Genomic DNA, 16,449 nt, shown 5'->3' on the forward strand with positions numbered 1-16,449 from the left:
ACCGAACTCACCGCACTACTAGCACCGGGACTGAACTCAGGACCAAGACCTCCGAGGTAACGCTGCCAAGGATCAGTCGGGGAAGGCCTCGTCGGCCGTGCGAGGACATGATGATGAGATCGCAGCCATGGGCCCCGGCGGTTTCGACAATCGCTTCAGCAGGCGAGACGTTTTCGAGGCAAACGGTGTCCACTTCGATCCCCTCGCTGCGAGCCTTCTCGCTCGCGGCCGCCAGAGTCTCCTCGGTAAGCGCCTTCTCAACGGCCGAGTGTTCTTGAGACTCAAAAACGCTGACATCAGCGACCGCCGCAAGATGGGGCAACTGACTCTCCGCTATCGCCACGATGGTGACTTTGGCGCCAACCGCCTTGGCCACCGCGAGGCCATGATCAACGCCCTTTTGCGCTACCTCCGAACCGTCGGTCGCGATGAGAATATGCCGGTACATATGCGCCCTCCCAATCTCGAGCCTCGCAGTGAAATTCCCGGAAGATCGGGCGCAAGAGGCTGTTCGACGCATTATCTTTGACGGGTCGCCGCCGGCCAATAGAGGGTATTACTGATAGTTGCGCGACCAGAGCGCCGGTGGACGAGGAAGAAGTCGAAGGTGAATCTGTTGCCGTGCCAGGACCGGCCCACGGGCACTTTTCGCGTGCGGGTGCGTTAGGTCGCGGTGTCGAAGCGCATCCTCGTAGTCGAAGACGATCTTCTCAACCGGATGCTGCTGTGCACCGTCCTGGAGAACTCGGGCTTCATGGTGCAGTCCGTAACGGACGGCAGGCATGTGCTGAAGAAGACCAAGGAGTTCGTGCCGGACCTGATCACGATGGACATCAACCTGCCCAGCATCTCGGGGTTGGAATTGATCCAGCGACTGCAGGCCGATCCGAAACTGCAGCAGATCCCCATCCTGGCGGTGACGGCCTATGTTGGTAAGGGCGAGGAAGCCCGCATACGCCGGGCCGGCGCCAGTGACTTCCTGGCCAAACCGATTTCGATCCGGCCATTCCTCGCCGCGATCGCGCGGCTGCTCCCGCCCGAGACCGCGCAAGCCGAATCCAGCCTCGGTCCCTCGGCGCTTTCCTGAGCTTACTTTGAAGGCATAGCTCCTTCCCGAGCCCGTCTCGGGGAGGTGGCGCGCGCCAAAGGCGCGTGACGGAGGGGTAGGCGGCCAAACGCCACAGCCCCTCCACCATCCGCTTCGCGGACGGTCCCCCTCCCCGAGCAAGCTCGGAGAGGATTGAGGCTCATTTTTCCTTGCCGGCCACGCCGTAGTTGATCTGGGCGTTGCGGGTCTTCTGGAAGTCGGGGACCGACAGGCCCTTCATCGCGGCATAGATGTCGATATTGCCGACGCCGGTCACCGCGCCGAGCTTTTCGAGCATGAAGAAGATCACGCCGTAGTGGATCATGCCGATCCAGTCGCGTTCGCGAACGAGGCGCTGCTCTTCGGCGGTGAGGCCGGCCTGGGCCATCGCCGCGTCCTGGTCTTCGCGGAACAGCTTGCGGACCTTGGGGTCGGTCAGCGAGTGCAGGAAATGGTTGAGGCGGAAACCGCGGACCGAGCGTTCGATGGTGAAGGGATAAGTGCCCTCCATCTTTTCCGAACCGGCATAGTCCCAATTGATGCGCTCAAGCGTTGCGGCCGGATCTTCGACCGGGGCGTCGTTCGAACGCTCTTCCATGATCATCGTGGCGATCGGGCACATCGAAGGCAGGAAGTAGGTCTTGTGGGTGCATTCGACCTCGGCCGAGAGCGCGCCGCGCATCATCAGCCACATGACCACCTCGGCGCCTTCCCAGCCGCCCAGTTCGGCCAGCTTGGCGATCGGATAGTCGAGCAGGGCCTCTGGGTCCTTCTCGAGCATGTCCATGAACTTCATGTCCCATTCGGGATTGTTGAAGCCGCAGCCTTCGCCGTGGACCTGGTGGCTGAGGCCACCGGTGCCGGCGATCGCGACCTTGATGTCTTCGGGGTATGACAGGATCGCCTGGCGCAACGACTTGCCGAACTTGTAGAACCGGCGGGCCGAAGGCAGCGGCACGGTCAGCACGCCGCACACCACCGGCAGCAGCTTCACCGCCCAGCCGTTCTCGTCATGATCGACCATGACCGACAGCGGCGAGAAAGCGCCGTGGTCCAGGCCCTTGCCCTGAAAATAGCTGAGGTCGAACTCGTTCGCGACCATGACCTTGGCGACATGTTCGGCAAACTTCGGGTCGCCCATGATCGCCGGAATGTCGCGCGGGCCACCGCCCTCGTCGGCCGGTTCGAACTTCTCACCCACGCCCAGCGCGAAGTGGCTGTAGTGGTCGAAGAACGAGGTCATGTGATCGTTGTAGATGTAGATCAGCACGTCGGGCTTCTTCTCGCGAAACCACTGCTGCACCGGCTCGTAGCCTTCGAAGATCGGCTTCCAGACCGGATCGTCGAATTTCTTCGCGTCTTTCGCGAAGGCAATGGTGGGAGTGTGCGAGGTGGCGATGCCGCCGACGATCTTGGCCATGACTGCTTCTCTAATCCTCTCGGGCGGCAATTTCCTTGACGCCTCTCAAAATACAGCTGGCCCGCATGCCATCAGCGAGGCACGCGAGCCAGCCATTTTCGCATCATCTGCGCGAAGCGGGTGCAGGCCCCGCTTCGGCCGAAATCAGCTGAGGTGCTTGTTGACCGCCGACGTCATCTTGAACATCGAGATCTGATCCTTGCCGATCACCGCGCTAAGCTTGGCGTCCGGGTTGATCATGCGCTTGTCCTTGGAATCCTGCAGGCCATTCGCCTTGATGTGTTCCCACACCTTCGACGTCACCTGGGCGCGGCTGAGCGGACCCTTGCCGACGACGGCCTCCAGTTCAGGCGAAAGATTCACCGGTTTGCTAAGTGCATTGTTCTTGGCGGCCATAAGATTGTCCTTTCCTTGCTCACCTGACGCCGAGATCAGCCCCCGTCGTCCTCATCCCAGTCATGTTCGTCTTCATCGCTGCGCTGATAGGTCGCGGTCAAGACCGCGACGGCGATAACGCGCCCTTTCATCGCTGCGACGAGGTCGGCGCGCGTTGCCCCGGGCATTAGCGCGAGCGCTTCGTCAAGCGCGAAGAGCTGAAATACGTAGTCATGCGGATCCTGCCCTGTCGGCGGATCGGGCAACAGCCACTCGGAATTCCCGAAGGCGTTCTTGCCAACGCGCGGGGGTGTCTCGCCCTCGAGCAGCTGCCCCTTCTGCGGGGCAAGGCCCCAGACGAGCCAATGGCAGAACGGCTCCGCCCCTGGCGCATCGGGATCTTCGACCACCAACACGAGCTCCTGCGCCCCAGCAGGCGGCGCGGTCCATTCGAGCGGCGGGGCGACAGCGTCTTCTTCGCTGGCCGTGAAGCTTGGATCGAGTTCTTCGCCATCCTCAAATGCCGCGGAGCGTAGCTGGAGGCCACCGCGGTTGAGCAGCCCTTCTTCTCCCAGTTGGGCGGCGATCAACCTGGCATGGCCTGCCCGGGCGTCGGGCAACGCCTCGCCGAGCCATGCGGGGATTTGTGCGGGCATTCAGCCTTCTCTTGCTTGAGGCGATCGAATTTTGCGCGCTCTGCCCCTTCGTCCGCCCGATGGCAAGGGCCACTCACCTCGTATCTGTCGAAGAATTTCCCACAGGTTTCGATAGATAATGACGCCACGACGCCAGCCAGCCGCTTGCAGCCGCCCAATCCGCGCCATAGCTTGCGATCGGGACGGGAGGCTAAACGACTGTGGGAACTTCAGTTTTCTTGCGGCGCAGCAAGGGCTTGGCCCTCGCTGCCGGCTGTGCGGCGATGCTTGCGGCTTGTGGCGGGGGAGGCAGTTCGTCGGGTTCTGGCCCGGCAACGGGTGGGGTCACGCCAGCGCCCAGCCCCACTCCGACGCCCACGACGGCAGGGTGTTCGCTCAGCGCCCGCAAGGATTGGGTCAAAAACCAGCTTAACGAATGGTACCTGTTCCCCAGCTTGCTCGATCTGAGCGCGAGCCAGACTGCAAACAGCAGCCTGGAAGACTACATCGACGCGCTGGTTGCCCCGGCCAGGGCGCAGAACCGTGACCGGTACTTCACCTACCTGACCTCGATCGCCGAGGAGAACGCGTACTACCAACAGGGCCAGGTCGACGCGAGTTTCGGCTTTCGCCTCGGCTACGATTCATCCTCGAACCGCGTGTTCGTGATTGAAGCGTTCGAAGGCGCCCCGGCCCTCGCCGCCGGCATCGACCGCGGTGTGGAGATCGTCCAGATCGGCGGTCAGGCCGTCTCCACTCTGATGGCAGCCGGTGGTCCGTACTCTGTGATCAACGCCCTGGGGGCCGACACCGTGGGCCTCACCCGGGAGCTCGTCATTCGCGAGTTGTCCGGGACGACGCGAACCGTCAGTCTATCGAAGGCCGTGTTCGCTCTCGATCCGGTCTCCGATCGCTTCGGCGCGAAGGTCATCGACGATGGGGGACGCAAGGTCGGCTACCTCAACCTGAGGACGTTCATCGGCACCGCCGAACCCGACCTGCGCGCGGCCTTTGCCGACTTCAAGGCCCAGGGCGTCACCGAACTGATCATCGACTTCCGCTACAATGGCGGCGGACTGATCGCGATCGCCGCGTTCATGGGCGATCTCATGGCAGCCGGACGTCGCGGCCAGGATTTTGGCTACATCACGTTCCGCGATTCCAAGTCCGCCGAAAACGAGACGATCGGGTTCGATCCGCAACCAGAATCGATCACGCCGACCAGGGTCGCGTTCATCGGCACCAGCGGCACAGCCTCGGCCAGCGAAATGGTGATCAACGGCATGCAGCCCTACCTGGGCACCAACATGGCGCTGATCGGCTCCAACACTTACGGCAAGCCGGTCGGGCAAATCGCGCTCGACCGTCCCGATTGCGACGACCGCTTGCGGGCAATTGCGCTAAAGATCGAGAACGCCAACCATCAGGGCGAGTACTACACCGGCCTTGCCAGCACCGTGCCGAACACGTGCCGGGCCGGCGACGACATCGGCCACCAGCTCGGCGATCCGAACGAGGCGATGGTGCGCACGGCGCTCGACTTCCTGGCCGGGCGCAGTTGCACGGCCATCGCTTCTGCCTCGGCCACCGCGACCGCCTCTATCTCCGGCAAGGTCGGCACGCCTGCACCGCAGAAGAATTTGCTGACACCCGCGCAGCCACGACGGGCGACCGATCTCGAATTGCCCGGCGTGCACTGACGAACGCGAAGTTGAGTATTTCAAGCGTCACCAACCCCGCCTAACCTCTGCCCAAATCCCATAGGAGCAAGCATGGCGGGGAATGTGAGGCGCGTGGTCACCGGCCACGATGCGAACGGCAAGTCGGTTGTGATCTCGGACGGTCTCCCGCCCCTAGATCACTCGATGCGCGGCGCGGAGATCGGCGCGGACTTCAACGAGATCTGGAACTCGTCCGAACCCGTGCCGACGCTTACCTCGCTGCCCGACGGGGAGCCGACTGCACGGCCTTTCAAGATCATGCCGCCGAGCGGTCACCTGATCCGGATCATCGACATCTACCCTCCGCACATGGGCGGTGCGCGCACGGTGATGCACCGCACCCGCACGCTCGATTACGCGGTGGTGATCGAGGGGGAGATCGTGCTGGTCCTCGACGACAGCGAAGTCGTGCTCAAGCCCGGCGAAGTGGCCGTGCAACGCGGCACTGACCACGCGTGGGAGAACCGCGGCGACAAGATCGCCCGGATGGCGTTCTTCCACATCGCCGGCGAATTCTCGGACGAGCTCCTGTCCAAGCTACCGCAGCCGCTGCAGCTGATGGAGTGAGCGCCTCAGGCGAAGCGGAAAGCGGAAACCGCGCCGCCGAGCACGAACTCGCGGTAATCCTGACTGCCCGCTTCCTGGGACGCTCCGGCTGCTACCATCAACGGGATCAGATGCTCTTCCCGCGGATGGCATAGTCGGGCCCACGGCGCCGTATCCCAGCGGGCGAGCCGTTCGGCGCGCTCTTCAGGAGAGGCTTCCGCCGCCGCCGCCAACCACCGGTCGAACTCAGCCGAAGGCTCGGCAACGCGCGGGTCACCCATCGCTCGCAGATTGTGAAAGCTCATGCCGGATCCGAGCACGAGAACGCCCTCGTCGCGCAACGGCGCCAGCGCCCGTCCGGCCGCGAGGTGCAGGGCAGGATCGAGCGAGGCGTGAAGCGACATCTGCACTACAGGCACCTCGGCATCCGGGAAGGCGACCTTGAGCGGGACAAATACCCCGTGGTCGAAGCCCCGTTCCGGGTCGATCGCCACCGGAAGGCCGGCCTCGCGCAATAGCTCTGCGCCCCGTTCGGCCAACCACGGCGCGCCGGGCGCAGGCCAACTCAAGCGGTAGGTCTCGGGCGGGAAGCCGTAGTAGTCGAAAATCAGTCCCGGATGCCCGGCACTGCCGGTAAATGAAAAGGCCCGTTCCTCCCAGTGACCGGAGATCACCAGGATCGCTTTGGGAGTCTCAGGCAGGCTGCCGGGCAAGGTCCGCAGATAGTCGCCCATCTTCGTCCAGTTGCCTTGCGGGTCAGGCATGAAGAAACACGGTCCGCCGCCATGCGGGATGAAGAGGCTCGGTTGGATAGTCATTCAGCCGATATAGGCATGCCCAAGCCAGGAGCCAGAGCTACGGCCGCTCCGGACCTTCGAATGGATGCTTGTCGGACCAGGCGCACCCATTGCGGGTTTCATCGCCGATCTTGAGCATCACCGCGAACGGATAGACCCGGTCGGACATGCCATCGCTGCAGTTCATTGGAGTGACCGTCATCTCAAGATCGGCGTGATCGAGAACCCCGCTGAACGACAGCCCACCGCGACCCGCGAAACGATTGACCGTGATCGTCGTGCCATCGGGGTTGTCGGGCGTGGTGTAGGTCAGCGCAGAGCCCCTGACCTGGCCTCCCCAGAAGGGCTCGGTCCCGGAGAACCGCAAGACTTCGTTCTCCGCGATTCCGGCATAGGGCTCGGTCGAGTTCGGGTCCGGGACATTCGCGTCCGTCTGACCAGACCCGTCCTTCGCCTGGCATCCGGCGAGCAGCAAAAATGCGGCTCCCGCCGCCAAGATCATCTTACCTGTCATGCCGGCATCAATCCTACGCCCTGTCCAAGAGTTCCCGAGCACGCTTGTCACTCCTCCGATCCTTCCGTTGCCGGCGCATCTTTGGCCCCTGCAGCACTGAATAGCTGCACCAGCTCTTCCGGGCTTTCCACCGAGCCGGCATCGATCCTTTCGATGACCATGCGGGCCGGCCCGGAAAGGGAGCCGGGGTGCGGCGAATAAGCGATGGGGACTAGATGGTAGCGGGCCTCAGCGTAGTTGCTTTCCGAAATCAGGTGGTTGGCGACCATCATCTGCAGGCCCAAATCGTAAGGCGCCAGATCGGCCGCGCGTTCCAGTCCGTGCACCGCGGCTTCGGGCGGCTTCCGACCGCTTTCCACGAAGCTGCGGAAATAGAAGATCAGCGGCAGCGGGTGGTCGTTCTCGAGCTTGTTGAGCGCCAGGAAGGGAGCCACGGCCTTTCGGTAGGCAGCCGGGAGATCCTCTGCCTCGGCTGCTCCGCGGAACAGAGCGAAGCCCTTCTGGACGTATGCGTTTACCTGCCCCGGATCGAGCGCCAGCGCCGCATCGGCCGCGGCAATGGCCTCGGCATCGTTGCCGGCGTCGAATTCGGCCTCGGCCAGGGCCGCGAGCACCGGGGCGTCGGCCGGATATCGGGCAGCGACCTTTCTGGCATCAAGGACGATTTCCGCCGCCTGCTCCGACGTGACCCCGCGCCGCGAGCGCACCCGCACCGGCATCATCTCTTCCTCGCCCTTGCTGATGCGGCGCACGGTAACGGGCTGGATCACGAGTTGCTCAGGGGCGAAACGAAGCGACAGCATGGTCCTCTGATCGAGGTAGCGCTGCAGTTCGCGCTCCAATTGATCGAGGTCGCCGAAGACCTCTTCCGCGGCCTGTCGCGAGGTCTTGCCGTTCGCCATCGCCCCGACGTAGCGACGAAGTTGGCCCGATCGCTCCGGCGTAAAGGTCAGGTAGTGATAGAGCAGCCAGCTCTTGCCGTAGAACGCGTCATAGCTGCCGCGGGACTTTTTCTCATAGGCTTCGGGATCGACCAGTTCGGCCACTTTGATATTGCGCGCGAGGGCCAGCTCCCAGCCGCGGTGGTTGGCCGGCATGCCGACGCTGACGCCTCCGGCCGCGGTGAATTCGGCCGATGCGAAGAACTCCGCCCCACCTTCCCCAAACCAGCGCGGGCTCGGGAAGCGGCTGTTCGAGAGAAGGAAGTGGTGGGCGTATTCGTGCAGCAGGGCGATCATCGAAAAGTCGGGTTGGCCGCTCTTCACCTCCACTCGGGGCACGAAGGCCACCGAGCCCCCCGCCCGCGGAACGTAAAACCCATAGACGTCGCGGTTGTTCGTGCCGGCGAGCCGCTGAACCTGTCGCGGGTTCTTCACGACGAAGACCGTGACCCGGTTCGATGGGCTGGGAATCTGGCTTTCCAGCCCGGTGACGATCTCCATGGCCGCGTGATAGCGCTCGAGCTGTTCGGAGAACTTGCGAACGTCCCGCTCGGTGTCGTCGGCGTAGACCACGAAATGGGCGCTCGACGCTTCGAGCCATTCGGCATGCGCCGCTGACGGCAGCAACGCCAGCGCGCAAAGCGCGAGCAGTATCCTCATGCTTTCCCCCCGGTCTCCAATCCCCAGAGACGAATTAGTCGAAATGCCGCGCGAAACAAAGACTCGGAAACCTCACCGCAGCGATGGCGTTTATCCTTCAGCGAGAAGTGGAACGGCAGATGAAGCCCGCGAACCTAAGGGACGCCTGGACTATCGCCGCGCTGGCGGCGTGCGGGATCGTGCTCGGAGTCGTGATGACCCCGCTTTTCGCGCCCGTGCCCAAGATCCCCGCCGCGGAACCCGCTCAGCTTTCGGGGCGAGCGGCAATCTCGGCGTCCGGAGAACCGCGGATCTGGATCGAACCAGGCCCGGAGGATGCTACCGTTGCCTACTCAGGCACGTACGTCCCGTCGGACGCGTATGACGGCGCTATCTGGCAATACCCGGCGCCGGCCTACGAGCCTTGGGAGCCGGAACCCACGTTTGCGCAGGAAGACACAGGCGCACCGGAGGCTGGCGGCGCTTGGGCGGCCGCAGACGAGGCCGAAGCCGCAGCCAAGGAGGCCGCGGCCGCCGCTCAACAGTCGGAAACCGTGCGCAAAACCGATCTCGCCGAAGGGCTCTACTGAGTTCAGGGATTGGCGGCCGGAAAGGCCATCTTCACCTGTTGCCGCTAGCCAAGGCTCGCACGAGGGAGGTGAGCGATGGCTGACCACGGCTTCATCGACAAGCGCAATGCTGAACTGCGGCGATTGCCCGACTGGGCGATAGTCCGCGGTGCCTACGTCGCGTCCGCCGATAACATCGCCGACGGGACAACCTTGGTCGGCCTGAGCCGCACCAAGAAGTCGCACGAGGGGATCGGGCGTCGAAAGTCGATCACCACGCTGTTCGCCGCGACGGTGGACCAGGCCTACCTCGACGAGATTTGCGAACTGGAGGCTCTCGAATATCTGTGGCTGGGCTGGCCGGTGACCGCAGCGGATTTTTCAGGACTTGAGCGGCTGGAACGCCTCACTTACCTCAAGTTGGACAGCCCGCGGAACGTGACCGACTTCGGGCCGATCGCCCGGCTCCCAGCCCTCACGCACCTGTTCGTCGAGAACGCCAAGCACATGAATTCGCTCGATTGGCTCTCGCCATTGACGAACCAGCTCACCTCGCTGGGGATTGAGGGAAGCCTATGGGCCTCGCAAAAGGTACCTGGGCTCAACCCCCTTTCCGGCTTCAACTTCGAAGCATTGTTCATGACTTCGGTGCGCCTGGCCGACAACGACCTGACCCCGCTCGCCGCCTGCCCCAACCTCAGCTACCTGGATTGCGCCCGGTTCGCACCCAAGCAGCGGTTCGATGAGCTCAAGGCGCTTCGTCCCGACATCACTTGCTCGTGGTTCGAGCGCTACGACACCTGACTTTCCCCGATTGACGGTTCCAAATCAGGTCCACACAACCCGGCGATGATCGATCAACTCGCCATTGCGACGGGCATGATTTTGCTGACGATCGTGATCCATGCCCTCGGCCTGTTGGGCCTTCGGCGCGTGGTCGGGCTCGAACTCACCCATTCGCATCTCGATCTGCAATCCCATGTGACCGTGCGCGGCATTGCCGTGACCGTGACCGTGGTGCTTGGCGTCTTCATCCTCCACGGGGTCGAGATCTGGCTCTACGCCGGGCTCTACCGGCTGCTGGGTGCGCTGCCCGACATGCACGAGGCCGTGTACTTCTCGACCATCACTTACGGCACGGTCGGCTACGACGATGAAGGCATCGAACGGTCGTGGGAACTGATCGCCGCGATCGAGGGGATCAACGGCATCATCCTGCTCGGCTGGTCGACCGCCTTCTTCGTCTCCGTCGGTAGCCGCTTCGCTCGCCACTAACCGCAGCGGGTTACGCCCGCGCGTCGAGCCAGCCGATGATGTCGCCCATGACCTTCTCGCGACCGAGGTCGTTGAGCAGATCGTGGTAGTAGTCCTGATAGAGGATCAACTGCTTGTCCGTGCTGCTGGCGTGGTCGAAGAATTCCTGGCTGCCGTCGGGCCGGGTGGCCTTGTCGGCGGTGCCGTGCATGATCAGCACCGGCAGGGTGATCTTGCCGAACTCCTTCTCGAACCGGTCCCCGGCCCGAGCGAAGGCGGCGACGGTTTCGACAGGCTGCTTTTCGTCGAGGGTATAGGGATCGGCCAGCAGTTGCTCGACCCAGGCCGGATCGCGGGAGAAGTCTTCCATCTTGAGCTTGAGCGCCGGCAAGTCCGGCACCACGTGGCTCGCACCCTTGAGCAAGGTCAGCGCGAAGTCGGGCGCGAACACGCGGAAGGCGAAGCTCTCGCAGATCAGCCCGTCGATCTGGTCCTGGTGGTCGAGCGCATAGGTGACCGAGGTCACCCCGCCCGCGCTATGGCCGAGCAGGAAGCACTTGCGCCCCGGATCGAGCGACTTGGCCAGATCGACCGTGACCGCCACGTCAGCGACGTAATCGTCGATCGTCTCGACATGGAAGCGCTCGCCCTCCGACCGCCCCCGGCCGCGCAGGTCCAGCGCCGTCACCGCGTAGCCGGCGGCGGCGAATTCCTCGCCGGCTCGCATATATTGCCCACCGTGCGAATTGACCCCGTGGCAGATGACCAGCGCCGCCTTCGGCTCGCCTTCCGGCCGCCAGTGGCGGGTGAAGATCTTCAGCCCGCCCTTGCTTTCGAGCCACTGTTCCTCGGGAGTACTGGTACCTGCAAGCGTCATCGGGAACCTCCTCGAATCAGGCGCGACCGGCCGTGAGGATATAGCGTTTGCTGCATCCGCGAAGCACAAACAGAGCGGAAAGGTATGTCAAACCGGAGACATAGCTCCCGCACCCACTACCGTGGTCCACTCCCGCACCCGCCATTCGCTGACGATGCCGTTGATCACGTAAGGATCGGCCCGCGCAAAGGCCTCGGCCGTGGACGCGTCTTCGCCGGCGAACAGCAGCATTGCTTCCTCCGGCGGGTCGAGCGGCCCGCCGAGCACCAGCTCGCCGCGCGCCACGGCCTCCTTCGCCAGCGTCAGGTGCTCCACCCGATAGGCCGGTCGGCGCTCGAGGTAGTCCGCCGCCAGCGTGTAAGTCAGCAGGAAGTGCTTCATCTCATCCCTCAAGCAAATCTCGCCGCGAGTTGCGGCAGCAGTCCCGCGGCCCGGGCGAAGCCGAGCGTGTCGAACAGCTCAAGGAACCGCACAGCCTTGCCGTTGCGGAAAGTCCAGATGTCGACCTTGGGCGAGTTGATGACGAGGCCGGTATGCCGGTTGCGCCAGCAGCAGCGGCCGATCCACACGACCGTGTCGCCCTGCTCCACCACCCGCTCGTTCGGATAGTCGATCATCTCCCAATCCTGCTCGATCGCCGCGAAGTATTCACGCATGCGGCTGAGGCCATGGTGATCGGTGGCAAGCTCATCGAGGTCGGGCGGATCGAGCACCGAGGCCATTTCGACGTTCTCGGCGGCCAACGCCATGAACGGCTCGGGATCGGCACCCAGGCTTTCCTCCCACTGGCGATAGGCAGCCGCCACGCGGGCAGCGTTAGACAAGTCGTCGCTCATCGGCTTGCTCCTGTTCGAGGTGCGGCGATCATACCAGATTGCGCCAGCGACGATCTCAGGCATTTCCCTGACGCCAAGCCGCATTCCCGCAAACCCACCCCAACCTCGCCAAACCGCCCCAAGAGTGCCAAGGCCTCCCACGAAGGAGTCCCCAACCATGGCCGGCGAAGACGAAGACTACGTATACGACGAAGACACCGGCGAATGGCTCCCCGCCTCCGAACTCGCCGCCAAGCGCGCGGCTGAGGGCACGGTGGAAGTGCGCGACGCGGTGGGCAACCTGCTGGCCGACGGCGACCAGGTGACGCTGATCAAGGACCTCGAAGTCAAAGGCGCGGGCCGCACGCTCAAGCAGGGGACGCTGATCAAGTCGATCCGCCTGACCGGCGACGCGCAGGAGATCGACTGCCGGTTCGAGCGGATCAAGGGGTTGGTGTTAAGGGCGGAGTTTGTGCGGAAACGGTGAGGGAGTGGCGAGCTACCTTTCCTGCGACGGAGTATCCTGACAGTAGGGCCGCGCGTGTTCACTGGAGCAGCCCGTACGTTGACCGAACTTGGATTGAGTCAATGAAAGTTGGATGCGATCCTCGGATTTAGATACGCCATTTCACCGCACTAACTCATCGCCCTAAACCAGTCTTTGACTGTTAGGTTGAGCCTATCCACCTCATCCGCGGCCAACGGGCTACAATGAGCAATGGGGCCTCGCAGCAAATTCAAGCCATTCATAATTCTCTCAACGGCCCTTTTGCTTGAAAATACTGCTCCAAATACGTCCCAGTTAAATGTGATAATCACAGATAGTTCACCAAAGTTGGTGTAATCTAGTTCTTTCTCTGAGCGCTGACTAAAACCACTATCTTTTTCTCGTTGGATTCTTTCGGACACCTCGGAGACAATCTTGTCGGGCACCGAGCCCGACGACCACCAGGATGCTCCAGATTTCTCAAGCAGAACCGAACCAATTAGATCTCTAATCGACTGCTCGAGGCAGTAGAACAGTTCGTAATGTGCCGCCATTTCAGCAGCCTGGACCCTTATAGCTTGATCAAACTGAGGATAATATCCAGACGAGTCTGCCGAATCCGAATGAACGTGCCCGAGATCGATGCTGAAGCGCCTTTCTATTTGACGGATTTCTTCCGTCAGAAGATGGCCAGACATGCCGAACGATCGAAGATGGTCATCAACTCTGGCCATCGTCGTTCACCAAGAGATTTTCTTTCAAGCTTTTAAAAATGGCGTTGAATACCGCGATATCACTTGTCGCAGGGAGATTTAGATTAATATTATAGCCAACGTTAAGGCCGACGCCTCCCCGGGGTGCCTCGTTCGAACCTTTTCCCGATCGATGCCCTTCGGCTTCAAATTTCGGTACAGTTAAGGGCTGTAGCTCGATTTGCCCGTCTTGATCACTTGACGCACTAAAATCGGCGAATTGCTTGAGCGCCTTTATGCAAGATAATATTAGATTTGGAGAACTAGAATCAGCAGCCGCACCTGTTTCCTCTAAAATGAGACCCTTTATTTCCTTGTCGGACAACTCGTGCAAATACTCATTTCTTTTGTATAGAGGCGCGTATCCAAATTTGATACTTTCGGCTGCTGCGGCGCCCCGAGTGGCGCTGTTGCGAAATTTTCTATAGATCTCCGTCGGCGTACCATCTGGATTGACAAATCCGACCTTCTTCAAAAAGGAAGCCATCTGATTTCCGGATCCTCCAGAAATCTTGAGAATCGTCTTCACAAAATTCTGAGTAACAGCATCTGGCGTAGCGGCAGCTGCAATATTATTCAGGGCTTTTGTTACATTCCCTGTTGCCGTGACATATGGAAGGTTGGCCATTGAATCCCCCTCTTAGGGAATCCAATCTAATGTCCCAGGCCCAAAAGGCAAATTTCTCGTTCAGGATGCTTTGGGAGGCATGAGCATGGATCGTGCTCACTCATATTTGCGACTCCGTAGACTTGGCATCGACCCAAGACGACGCGATTCTTGATCATTTGCCCACGCCGGCGTCAACCCACCCCAAGCTCACCCGGCCTTCTTCGCCTTATGCTCCGCAATCAGCCGATCCAGCTCCACAATCCGCTGACGCTCGGGCGTATCCTTCGCCAGCCCCTTGAGCCGGCAAGTCGCCCACAGGGCCTTGCGCTCCGATTGGAGCGCCTTGTCGTAAAGGTCGGCCATCAGTCGTGCTCCCTTCCGCCCGAGCCCATGTAGAGCTCGCTGCCGGTTTCGCGGAACACCTCGCTCATTTCCTTCATCCCGGCTTCGGCTTCTTCCGCCGCGATGAAGGCGGTGCTTTCCTGGTTCTGCTTGGCGGCGAAGTCGCGCACTTCCTGGGTGATCTTCATCGAGCAGAACTTGGGCCCGCACATCGAGCAGAAGTGCGCCGTCTTGGCGCCTTCTGCGGGCAAGGTCTGGTCGTGGTATTGCTCGGCCGTCTCGGGATCGAGGCTGAGGTTGAACTGGTCGCGCCAGCGGAACTCGAAGCGGGCTTTGGACAGCGCGTCGTCGCGGACCTTGGCCGCCGGGTGGCCCTTGGCGAGGTCGGCGGCGTGGGCGGCGAGCTTGTAGGTGACCACGCCGACCTTCACGTCGTCACGGTCGGGCAGGCCAAGGTGTTCCTTGGGGGTGACGTAGCAAAGCATCGCCGTGCCGTACCAACCAATCATCGCCGCGCCGATGCCGCTGGTGATGTGGTCGTAGCCCGGCGCAATGTCGGTGACCAAGGGCCCGAGGGTGTAGAACGGAGCCTCGCCGCAGCTGGCGAGCTGCTTGTCCATGTTCTCCTTGATCTTGTGCATCGGCACGTGGCCGGGGCCTTCGATCATGACCTGCACGTCCTGCGCCCAGGCGCGCTTGGTCAGTTCGCCCAGGGTGTAGAGTTCGGCGAACTGCGCTTCGTCATTGGCGTCGGCGATCGAGCCGGGGCGCAACCCGTCGCCGAGCGAATAGGCAATGTCGTAGGCCTTCATGATCTCGGTGATCTCGTCGAAGCGTTCGTAGAGGAACGATTCCTTGTGATGCGCCAGGCACCACTTGGCCATGATCGAACCACCGCGGCTGACGATGCCGGTGACGCGCTTGGCGGTCATCGGGATGTAGGGCAGGCGCACGCCGGCGTGGATGGTGAAGTAGTCGACGCCCTGTTCGGCCTGCTCGATCAGCGTGTCGCGGAAGATCTCCCAGGTGAGGTCCTCGGCCACGCCGCCGACCTTTTCCAGCGCCTGGTAGATCGGCACGGTGCCGATCGGCACGGGGCTGTTGCGGATGATCCATTCGCGGGTGTCGTGGATGTTGCGGCCCGTCGAGAGGTCCATCACGGTGTCGGCGCCCCAGCGGATCGACCAGACCATCTTGTCAACTTCGCTCGCCACGTCGCTGGCAACGGCGGAGTTGCCGATGTTGGCGTTGATCTTGACCAGGAAGTTGCGCCCGATCGCCATCGGCTCGGCTTCGGGGTGGTTGACGTTGGACGGGATGATCGCCCGCCCGCGCGCCACTTCGTCGCGCACGAACTCGGGAGTCACATAGTCGGGGATCTCGGCGCCCCAGTCCTGACCGTCGCGGATATATTCGCGCAGCTGCGCGCGGCCGAGGTTCTCGCGGATGGCGACATATTCCATCTCGGGCGTGATGATGCCGCGGCGGGCGTAGTGCATCTGGCTGAGGTTGGCGCCGGGCTTCGCCTTGAGCACGGTCTTGGCGACATTGGGGAACGCCGGAACGCCGCCCGACCGGTCGGGGCCGAGCTGGCCATTGTCCTCGGGGCGCACGTCGCGGGCGGTGTATTCCTCGACGTCACCGCGGGCGAGTTGCCATTCGCGGCGGAGCTGCGCGAGGCCAGAGGCGATGTCGATGGTGACCGAGGGATCGCTGTAGGGACCGGAGGTGTCGTAGACGCGCACCGGGGGCTCGCCGCTCGAGGGTTCGAGATCGATCTCGCGCATCGCCACCTTGAGCGGCCCGACGTGGACCTTGCGGCTGCCGCGGATCGGGCCCGTGGTCACGCCTATTTCGAGGTGGGAATTGATGTCGGCCATCGATGCTCTCCAAATAAATCGGAAGGAGGGCGGCGATGACCGCGTCTCCCTCCCTACGCCGGTGTGAGCCGGATCAGGTTCGGCGGGTCGGAGCGTGCTCGCTCCCTCTCAACCGCGCTGAGCGGTCCCCCGGGGATGCCGGTGACCCTAGGCGTGTTGGCGCAGGACTTAAAGAGTTCAATTCGAGC

The 16,449-nt window shown here is 62.5% G+C and carries 21 protein-coding genes and 1 riboswitch; of the genes, 7 read left to right on the forward strand and 14 right to left on the reverse strand.

Annotation, left to right across the window (positions count from 1 at the left end):
* Window positions 1-7: 7 nt before the first annotated feature.
* On the reverse strand, window positions 8-448 hold the full coding sequence (locus tag ASD76_RS17555) for a universal stress protein (RefSeq protein WP_055926385.1): 441 nt from the start codon (window positions 446-448) through the stop codon (window positions 8-10).
* A 225-nt stretch (window positions 449-673) separates the two neighbouring features.
* Here ASD76_RS17555 and ASD76_RS17560 point away from each other — a divergent pair, with 225 nt between their 5' ends.
* Window positions 674-1,087, forward strand: coding sequence for a response regulator (locus tag ASD76_RS17560; protein ID WP_055926388.1), 414 nt, complete (start codon window positions 674-676; stop codon window positions 1,085-1,087).
* A gap of 160 nt (window positions 1,088-1,247) precedes the next feature.
* Here ASD76_RS17560 and ASD76_RS17565 read toward each other — a convergent pair whose 3' ends face one another.
* The 3 genes from ASD76_RS17565 to ASD76_RS17575 all read right to left on the reverse strand — a co-directional run bounded on the left by ASD76_RS17565 (window position 1,248) and on the right by ASD76_RS17575 (window position 3,538).
* On the reverse strand, window positions 1,248-2,507 hold the full coding sequence (locus ASD76_RS17565) for a gallate dioxygenase (protein ID WP_055926390.1): 1,260 nt from the start codon (window positions 2,505-2,507) through the stop codon (window positions 1,248-1,250).
* Window positions 2,508-2,651: 144 nt separating this feature from the next.
* A complete protein-coding gene (locus ASD76_RS17570) occupies window positions 2,652-2,903 on the reverse strand; it encodes an SWIB/MDM2 domain-containing protein (protein ID WP_055926393.1) in 252 nt (83 codons plus the stop codon).
* A 35-nt stretch (window positions 2,904-2,938) separates the two neighbouring features.
* Entirely contained in the window at window positions 2,939-3,538 is a 600-nt protein-coding gene (locus tag ASD76_RS17575; protein WP_055926396.1) for a YbhB/YbcL family Raf kinase inhibitor-like protein, read from the reverse strand.
* 236 nt (window positions 3,539-3,774) lie between these two features.
* On the opposite strand from ASD76_RS17575, the gene ASD76_RS17580 reads away from it, so the two are divergent.
* Window positions 3,775-5,217, forward strand: coding sequence for a S41 family peptidase (locus ASD76_RS17580; protein ID WP_235506898.1), 1,443 nt, complete (start codon window positions 3,775-3,777; stop codon window positions 5,215-5,217).
* 72 nt (window positions 5,218-5,289) lie between these two features.
* Window positions 5,290-5,805 carry a cupin domain-containing protein gene (locus tag ASD76_RS17585; protein WP_082553950.1) on the forward strand — a complete coding sequence of 172 codons (516 nt, stop codon included), beginning with the start codon at window positions 5,290-5,292 and terminating at the stop codon, window positions 5,803-5,805.
* 5 nt (window positions 5,806-5,810) lie between these two features.
* On the opposite strand, the gene ASD76_RS17590 is transcribed toward ASD76_RS17585, so the two are convergent.
* The 3 genes from ASD76_RS17590 to ASD76_RS17600 are packed head-to-tail and all read right to left on the reverse strand — an operon-like array spanning window position 5,811 to window position 8,696.
* Window positions 5,811-6,602, reverse strand: coding sequence for a DODA-type extradiol aromatic ring-opening family dioxygenase (locus ASD76_RS17590; RefSeq protein WP_055926401.1), 792 nt, complete (start codon window positions 6,600-6,602; stop codon window positions 5,811-5,813).
* Window positions 6,603-6,639: 37 nt separating this feature from the next.
* Entirely contained in the window at window positions 6,640-7,095 is a 456-nt protein-coding gene (locus ASD76_RS17595) for a COG3650 family protein (RefSeq protein ID WP_235506899.1), read from the reverse strand.
* Window positions 7,096-7,142: 47 nt separating this feature from the next.
* Complete coding sequence (locus ASD76_RS17600; RefSeq protein WP_055926408.1) at window positions 7,143-8,696, reverse strand: hypothetical protein; 1,554 nt, start codon at window positions 8,694-8,696, stop codon at window positions 7,143-7,145.
* Between the two features lie 119 nt (window positions 8,697-8,815).
* Between ASD76_RS17600 and ASD76_RS17605 the strand changes: the two genes are divergently transcribed.
* From ASD76_RS17605 to ASD76_RS17615, 3 genes are all read left to right on the forward strand, one after another.
* Window positions 8,816-9,265, forward strand: coding sequence for a hypothetical protein (locus ASD76_RS17605; protein ID WP_156457809.1), 450 nt, complete (start codon window positions 8,816-8,818; stop codon window positions 9,263-9,265).
* Between the two features lie 75 nt (window positions 9,266-9,340).
* Window positions 9,341-10,048, forward strand: coding sequence for a hypothetical protein (locus tag ASD76_RS17610; protein ID WP_055926415.1), 708 nt, complete (start codon window positions 9,341-9,343; stop codon window positions 10,046-10,048).
* 45 nt (window positions 10,049-10,093) lie between these two features.
* Window positions 10,094-10,519: an ion channel gene (locus ASD76_RS17615; protein ID WP_055926419.1), complete on the forward strand. Its 426-nt coding sequence runs from the start codon at window positions 10,094-10,096 to the stop codon at window positions 10,517-10,519.
* 10 nt (window positions 10,520-10,529) lie between these two features.
* Here ASD76_RS17615 and ASD76_RS17620 read toward each other — a convergent pair whose 3' ends face one another.
* The 3 genes from ASD76_RS17620 to ASD76_RS17630 all read right to left on the reverse strand — a co-directional run bounded on the left by ASD76_RS17620 (window position 10,530) and on the right by ASD76_RS17630 (window position 12,274).
* Entirely contained in the window at window positions 10,530-11,375 is an 846-nt protein-coding gene (locus tag ASD76_RS17620) for an alpha/beta hydrolase (RefSeq protein WP_055926422.1), read from the reverse strand.
* Window positions 11,376-11,462: 87 nt separating this feature from the next.
* Complete coding sequence (locus tag ASD76_RS17625) at window positions 11,463-11,756, reverse strand: YciI-like protein (RefSeq protein WP_055926425.1); 294 nt, start codon at window positions 11,754-11,756, stop codon at window positions 11,463-11,465.
* An 8-nt stretch (window positions 11,757-11,764) separates the two neighbouring features.
* Complete coding sequence (locus tag ASD76_RS17630; RefSeq protein ID WP_162249698.1) at window positions 11,765-12,274, reverse strand: nuclear transport factor 2 family protein; 510 nt, start codon at window positions 12,272-12,274, stop codon at window positions 11,765-11,767.
* Window positions 12,275-12,368: 94 nt separating this feature from the next.
* Here ASD76_RS17630 and ASD76_RS17635 point away from each other — a divergent pair, with 94 nt between their 5' ends.
* On the forward strand, window positions 12,369-12,677 hold the full coding sequence (locus ASD76_RS17635) for an alkylphosphonate utilization protein (protein WP_055926431.1): 309 nt from the start codon (window positions 12,369-12,371) through the stop codon (window positions 12,675-12,677).
* A gap of 149 nt (window positions 12,678-12,826) precedes the next feature.
* Here the strand turns inward: ASD76_RS17635 and ASD76_RS17640 are convergent, their stop codons facing one another.
* The 4 genes from ASD76_RS17640 to thiC all read right to left on the reverse strand — a co-directional run bounded on the left by ASD76_RS17640 (window position 12,827) and on the right by thiC (window position 16,261).
* Window positions 12,827-13,411 (reverse strand): Swt1 family HEPN domain-containing protein, encoded by a 585-nt coding sequence (locus ASD76_RS17640; RefSeq protein ID WP_055926434.1) that lies wholly within the window; start codon window positions 13,409-13,411, stop codon window positions 12,827-12,829.
* Window positions 13,398-14,057 (reverse strand): DUF5343 domain-containing protein, encoded by a 660-nt coding sequence (locus ASD76_RS18435; RefSeq protein ID WP_156457810.1) that lies wholly within the window; start codon window positions 14,055-14,057, stop codon window positions 13,398-13,400. The genes ASD76_RS17640 and ASD76_RS18435 overlap by 14 nt, the downstream gene beginning before the upstream one ends.
* Before the next feature lie 189 nt (window positions 14,058-14,246).
* On the reverse strand, window positions 14,247-14,402 hold the full coding sequence (locus ASD76_RS18570) for a hypothetical protein (protein WP_200943142.1): 156 nt from the start codon (window positions 14,400-14,402) through the stop codon (window positions 14,247-14,249).
* On the reverse strand, window positions 14,402-16,261 hold the full coding sequence (gene thiC / locus ASD76_RS17645) for a phosphomethylpyrimidine synthase ThiC (RefSeq protein WP_055926437.1): 1,860 nt from the start codon (window positions 16,259-16,261) through the stop codon (window positions 14,402-14,404). Before thiC ends, ASD76_RS18570 begins: the two co-directional genes overlap by 1 nt.
* A gap of 33 nt (window positions 16,262-16,294) precedes the next feature.
* Window positions 16,295-16,403: riboswitch (TPP riboswitch) on the reverse strand.
* Between the last annotated feature and the right edge of the window lie 46 nt (window positions 16,404-16,449).

The organism is Altererythrobacter sp. Root672 (assembly GCF_001427865.1).
GTDB lineage: Bacteria > Pseudomonadota > Alphaproteobacteria > Sphingomonadales > Sphingomonadaceae > Croceibacterium_A.

Coding starts and splice junctions, on each gene's coding strand:
- ASD76_RS17555 (WP_055926385.1), bottom strand. CDS start 448: ATGTACCGGCATATTCTCATCGCGACCGACGGTTCGGAGGTAGCGCAA.
- ASD76_RS17565 (WP_055926390.1), bottom strand. CDS start 2,507: ATGGCCAAGATCGTCGGCGGCATCGCCACCTCGCACACTCCCACCATT.
- ASD76_RS17570 (WP_055926393.1), bottom strand. CDS start 2,903: ATGGCCGCCAAGAACAATGCACTTAGCAAACCGGTGAATCTTTCGCCT.
- ASD76_RS17575 (WP_055926396.1), bottom strand. CDS start 3,538: ATGCCCGCACAAATCCCCGCATGGCTCGGCGAGGCGTTGCCCGACGCC.
- ASD76_RS17585 (WP_082553950.1), top strand. CDS start 5,290: ATGGCGGGGAATGTGAGGCGCGTGGTCACCGGCCACGATGCGAACGGC.
- ASD76_RS17590 (WP_055926401.1), bottom strand. CDS start 6,602: ATGACTATCCAACCGAGCCTCTTCATCCCGCATGGCGGCGGACCGTGT.
- ASD76_RS17595 (WP_235506899.1), bottom strand. CDS start 7,095: ATGACAGGTAAGATGATCTTGGCGGCGGGAGCCGCATTTTTGCTGCTC.
- ASD76_RS17600 (WP_055926408.1), bottom strand. CDS start 8,696: ATGAGGATACTGCTCGCGCTTTGCGCGCTGGCGTTGCTGCCGTCAGCG.
- ASD76_RS17605 (WP_156457809.1), top strand. CDS start 8,816: ATGAAGCCCGCGAACCTAAGGGACGCCTGGACTATCGCCGCGCTGGCG.
- ASD76_RS17610 (WP_055926415.1), top strand. CDS start 9,341: ATGGCTGACCACGGCTTCATCGACAAGCGCAATGCTGAACTGCGGCGA.
- ASD76_RS17615 (WP_055926419.1), top strand. CDS start 10,094: ATGATCGATCAACTCGCCATTGCGACGGGCATGATTTTGCTGACGATC.
- ASD76_RS17620 (WP_055926422.1), bottom strand. CDS start 11,375: ATGACGCTTGCAGGTACCAGTACTCCCGAGGAACAGTGGCTCGAAAGC.
- ASD76_RS17625 (WP_055926425.1), bottom strand. CDS start 11,756: ATGAAGCACTTCCTGCTGACTTACACGCTGGCGGCGGACTACCTCGAG.
- ASD76_RS17630 (WP_162249698.1), bottom strand. CDS start 12,274: ATGCCTGAGATCGTCGCTGGCGCAATCTGGTATGATCGCCGCACCTCG.
- ASD76_RS17635 (WP_055926431.1), top strand. CDS start 12,369: ATGGCCGGCGAAGACGAAGACTACGTATACGACGAAGACACCGGCGAA.
- ASD76_RS17640 (WP_055926434.1), bottom strand. CDS start 13,411: ATGGCCAGAGTTGATGACCATCTTCGATCGTTCGGCATGTCTGGCCAT.
- ASD76_RS18435 (WP_156457810.1), bottom strand. CDS start 14,057: ATGGCCAACCTTCCATATGTCACGGCAACAGGGAATGTAACAAAAGCC.
- ASD76_RS18570 (WP_200943142.1), bottom strand. CDS start 14,402: ATGGCCGACCTTTACGACAAGGCGCTCCAATCGGAGCGCAAGGCCCTG.
- thiC (WP_055926437.1), bottom strand. CDS start 16,261: ATGGCCGACATCAATTCCCACCTCGAAATAGGCGTGACCACGGGCCCG.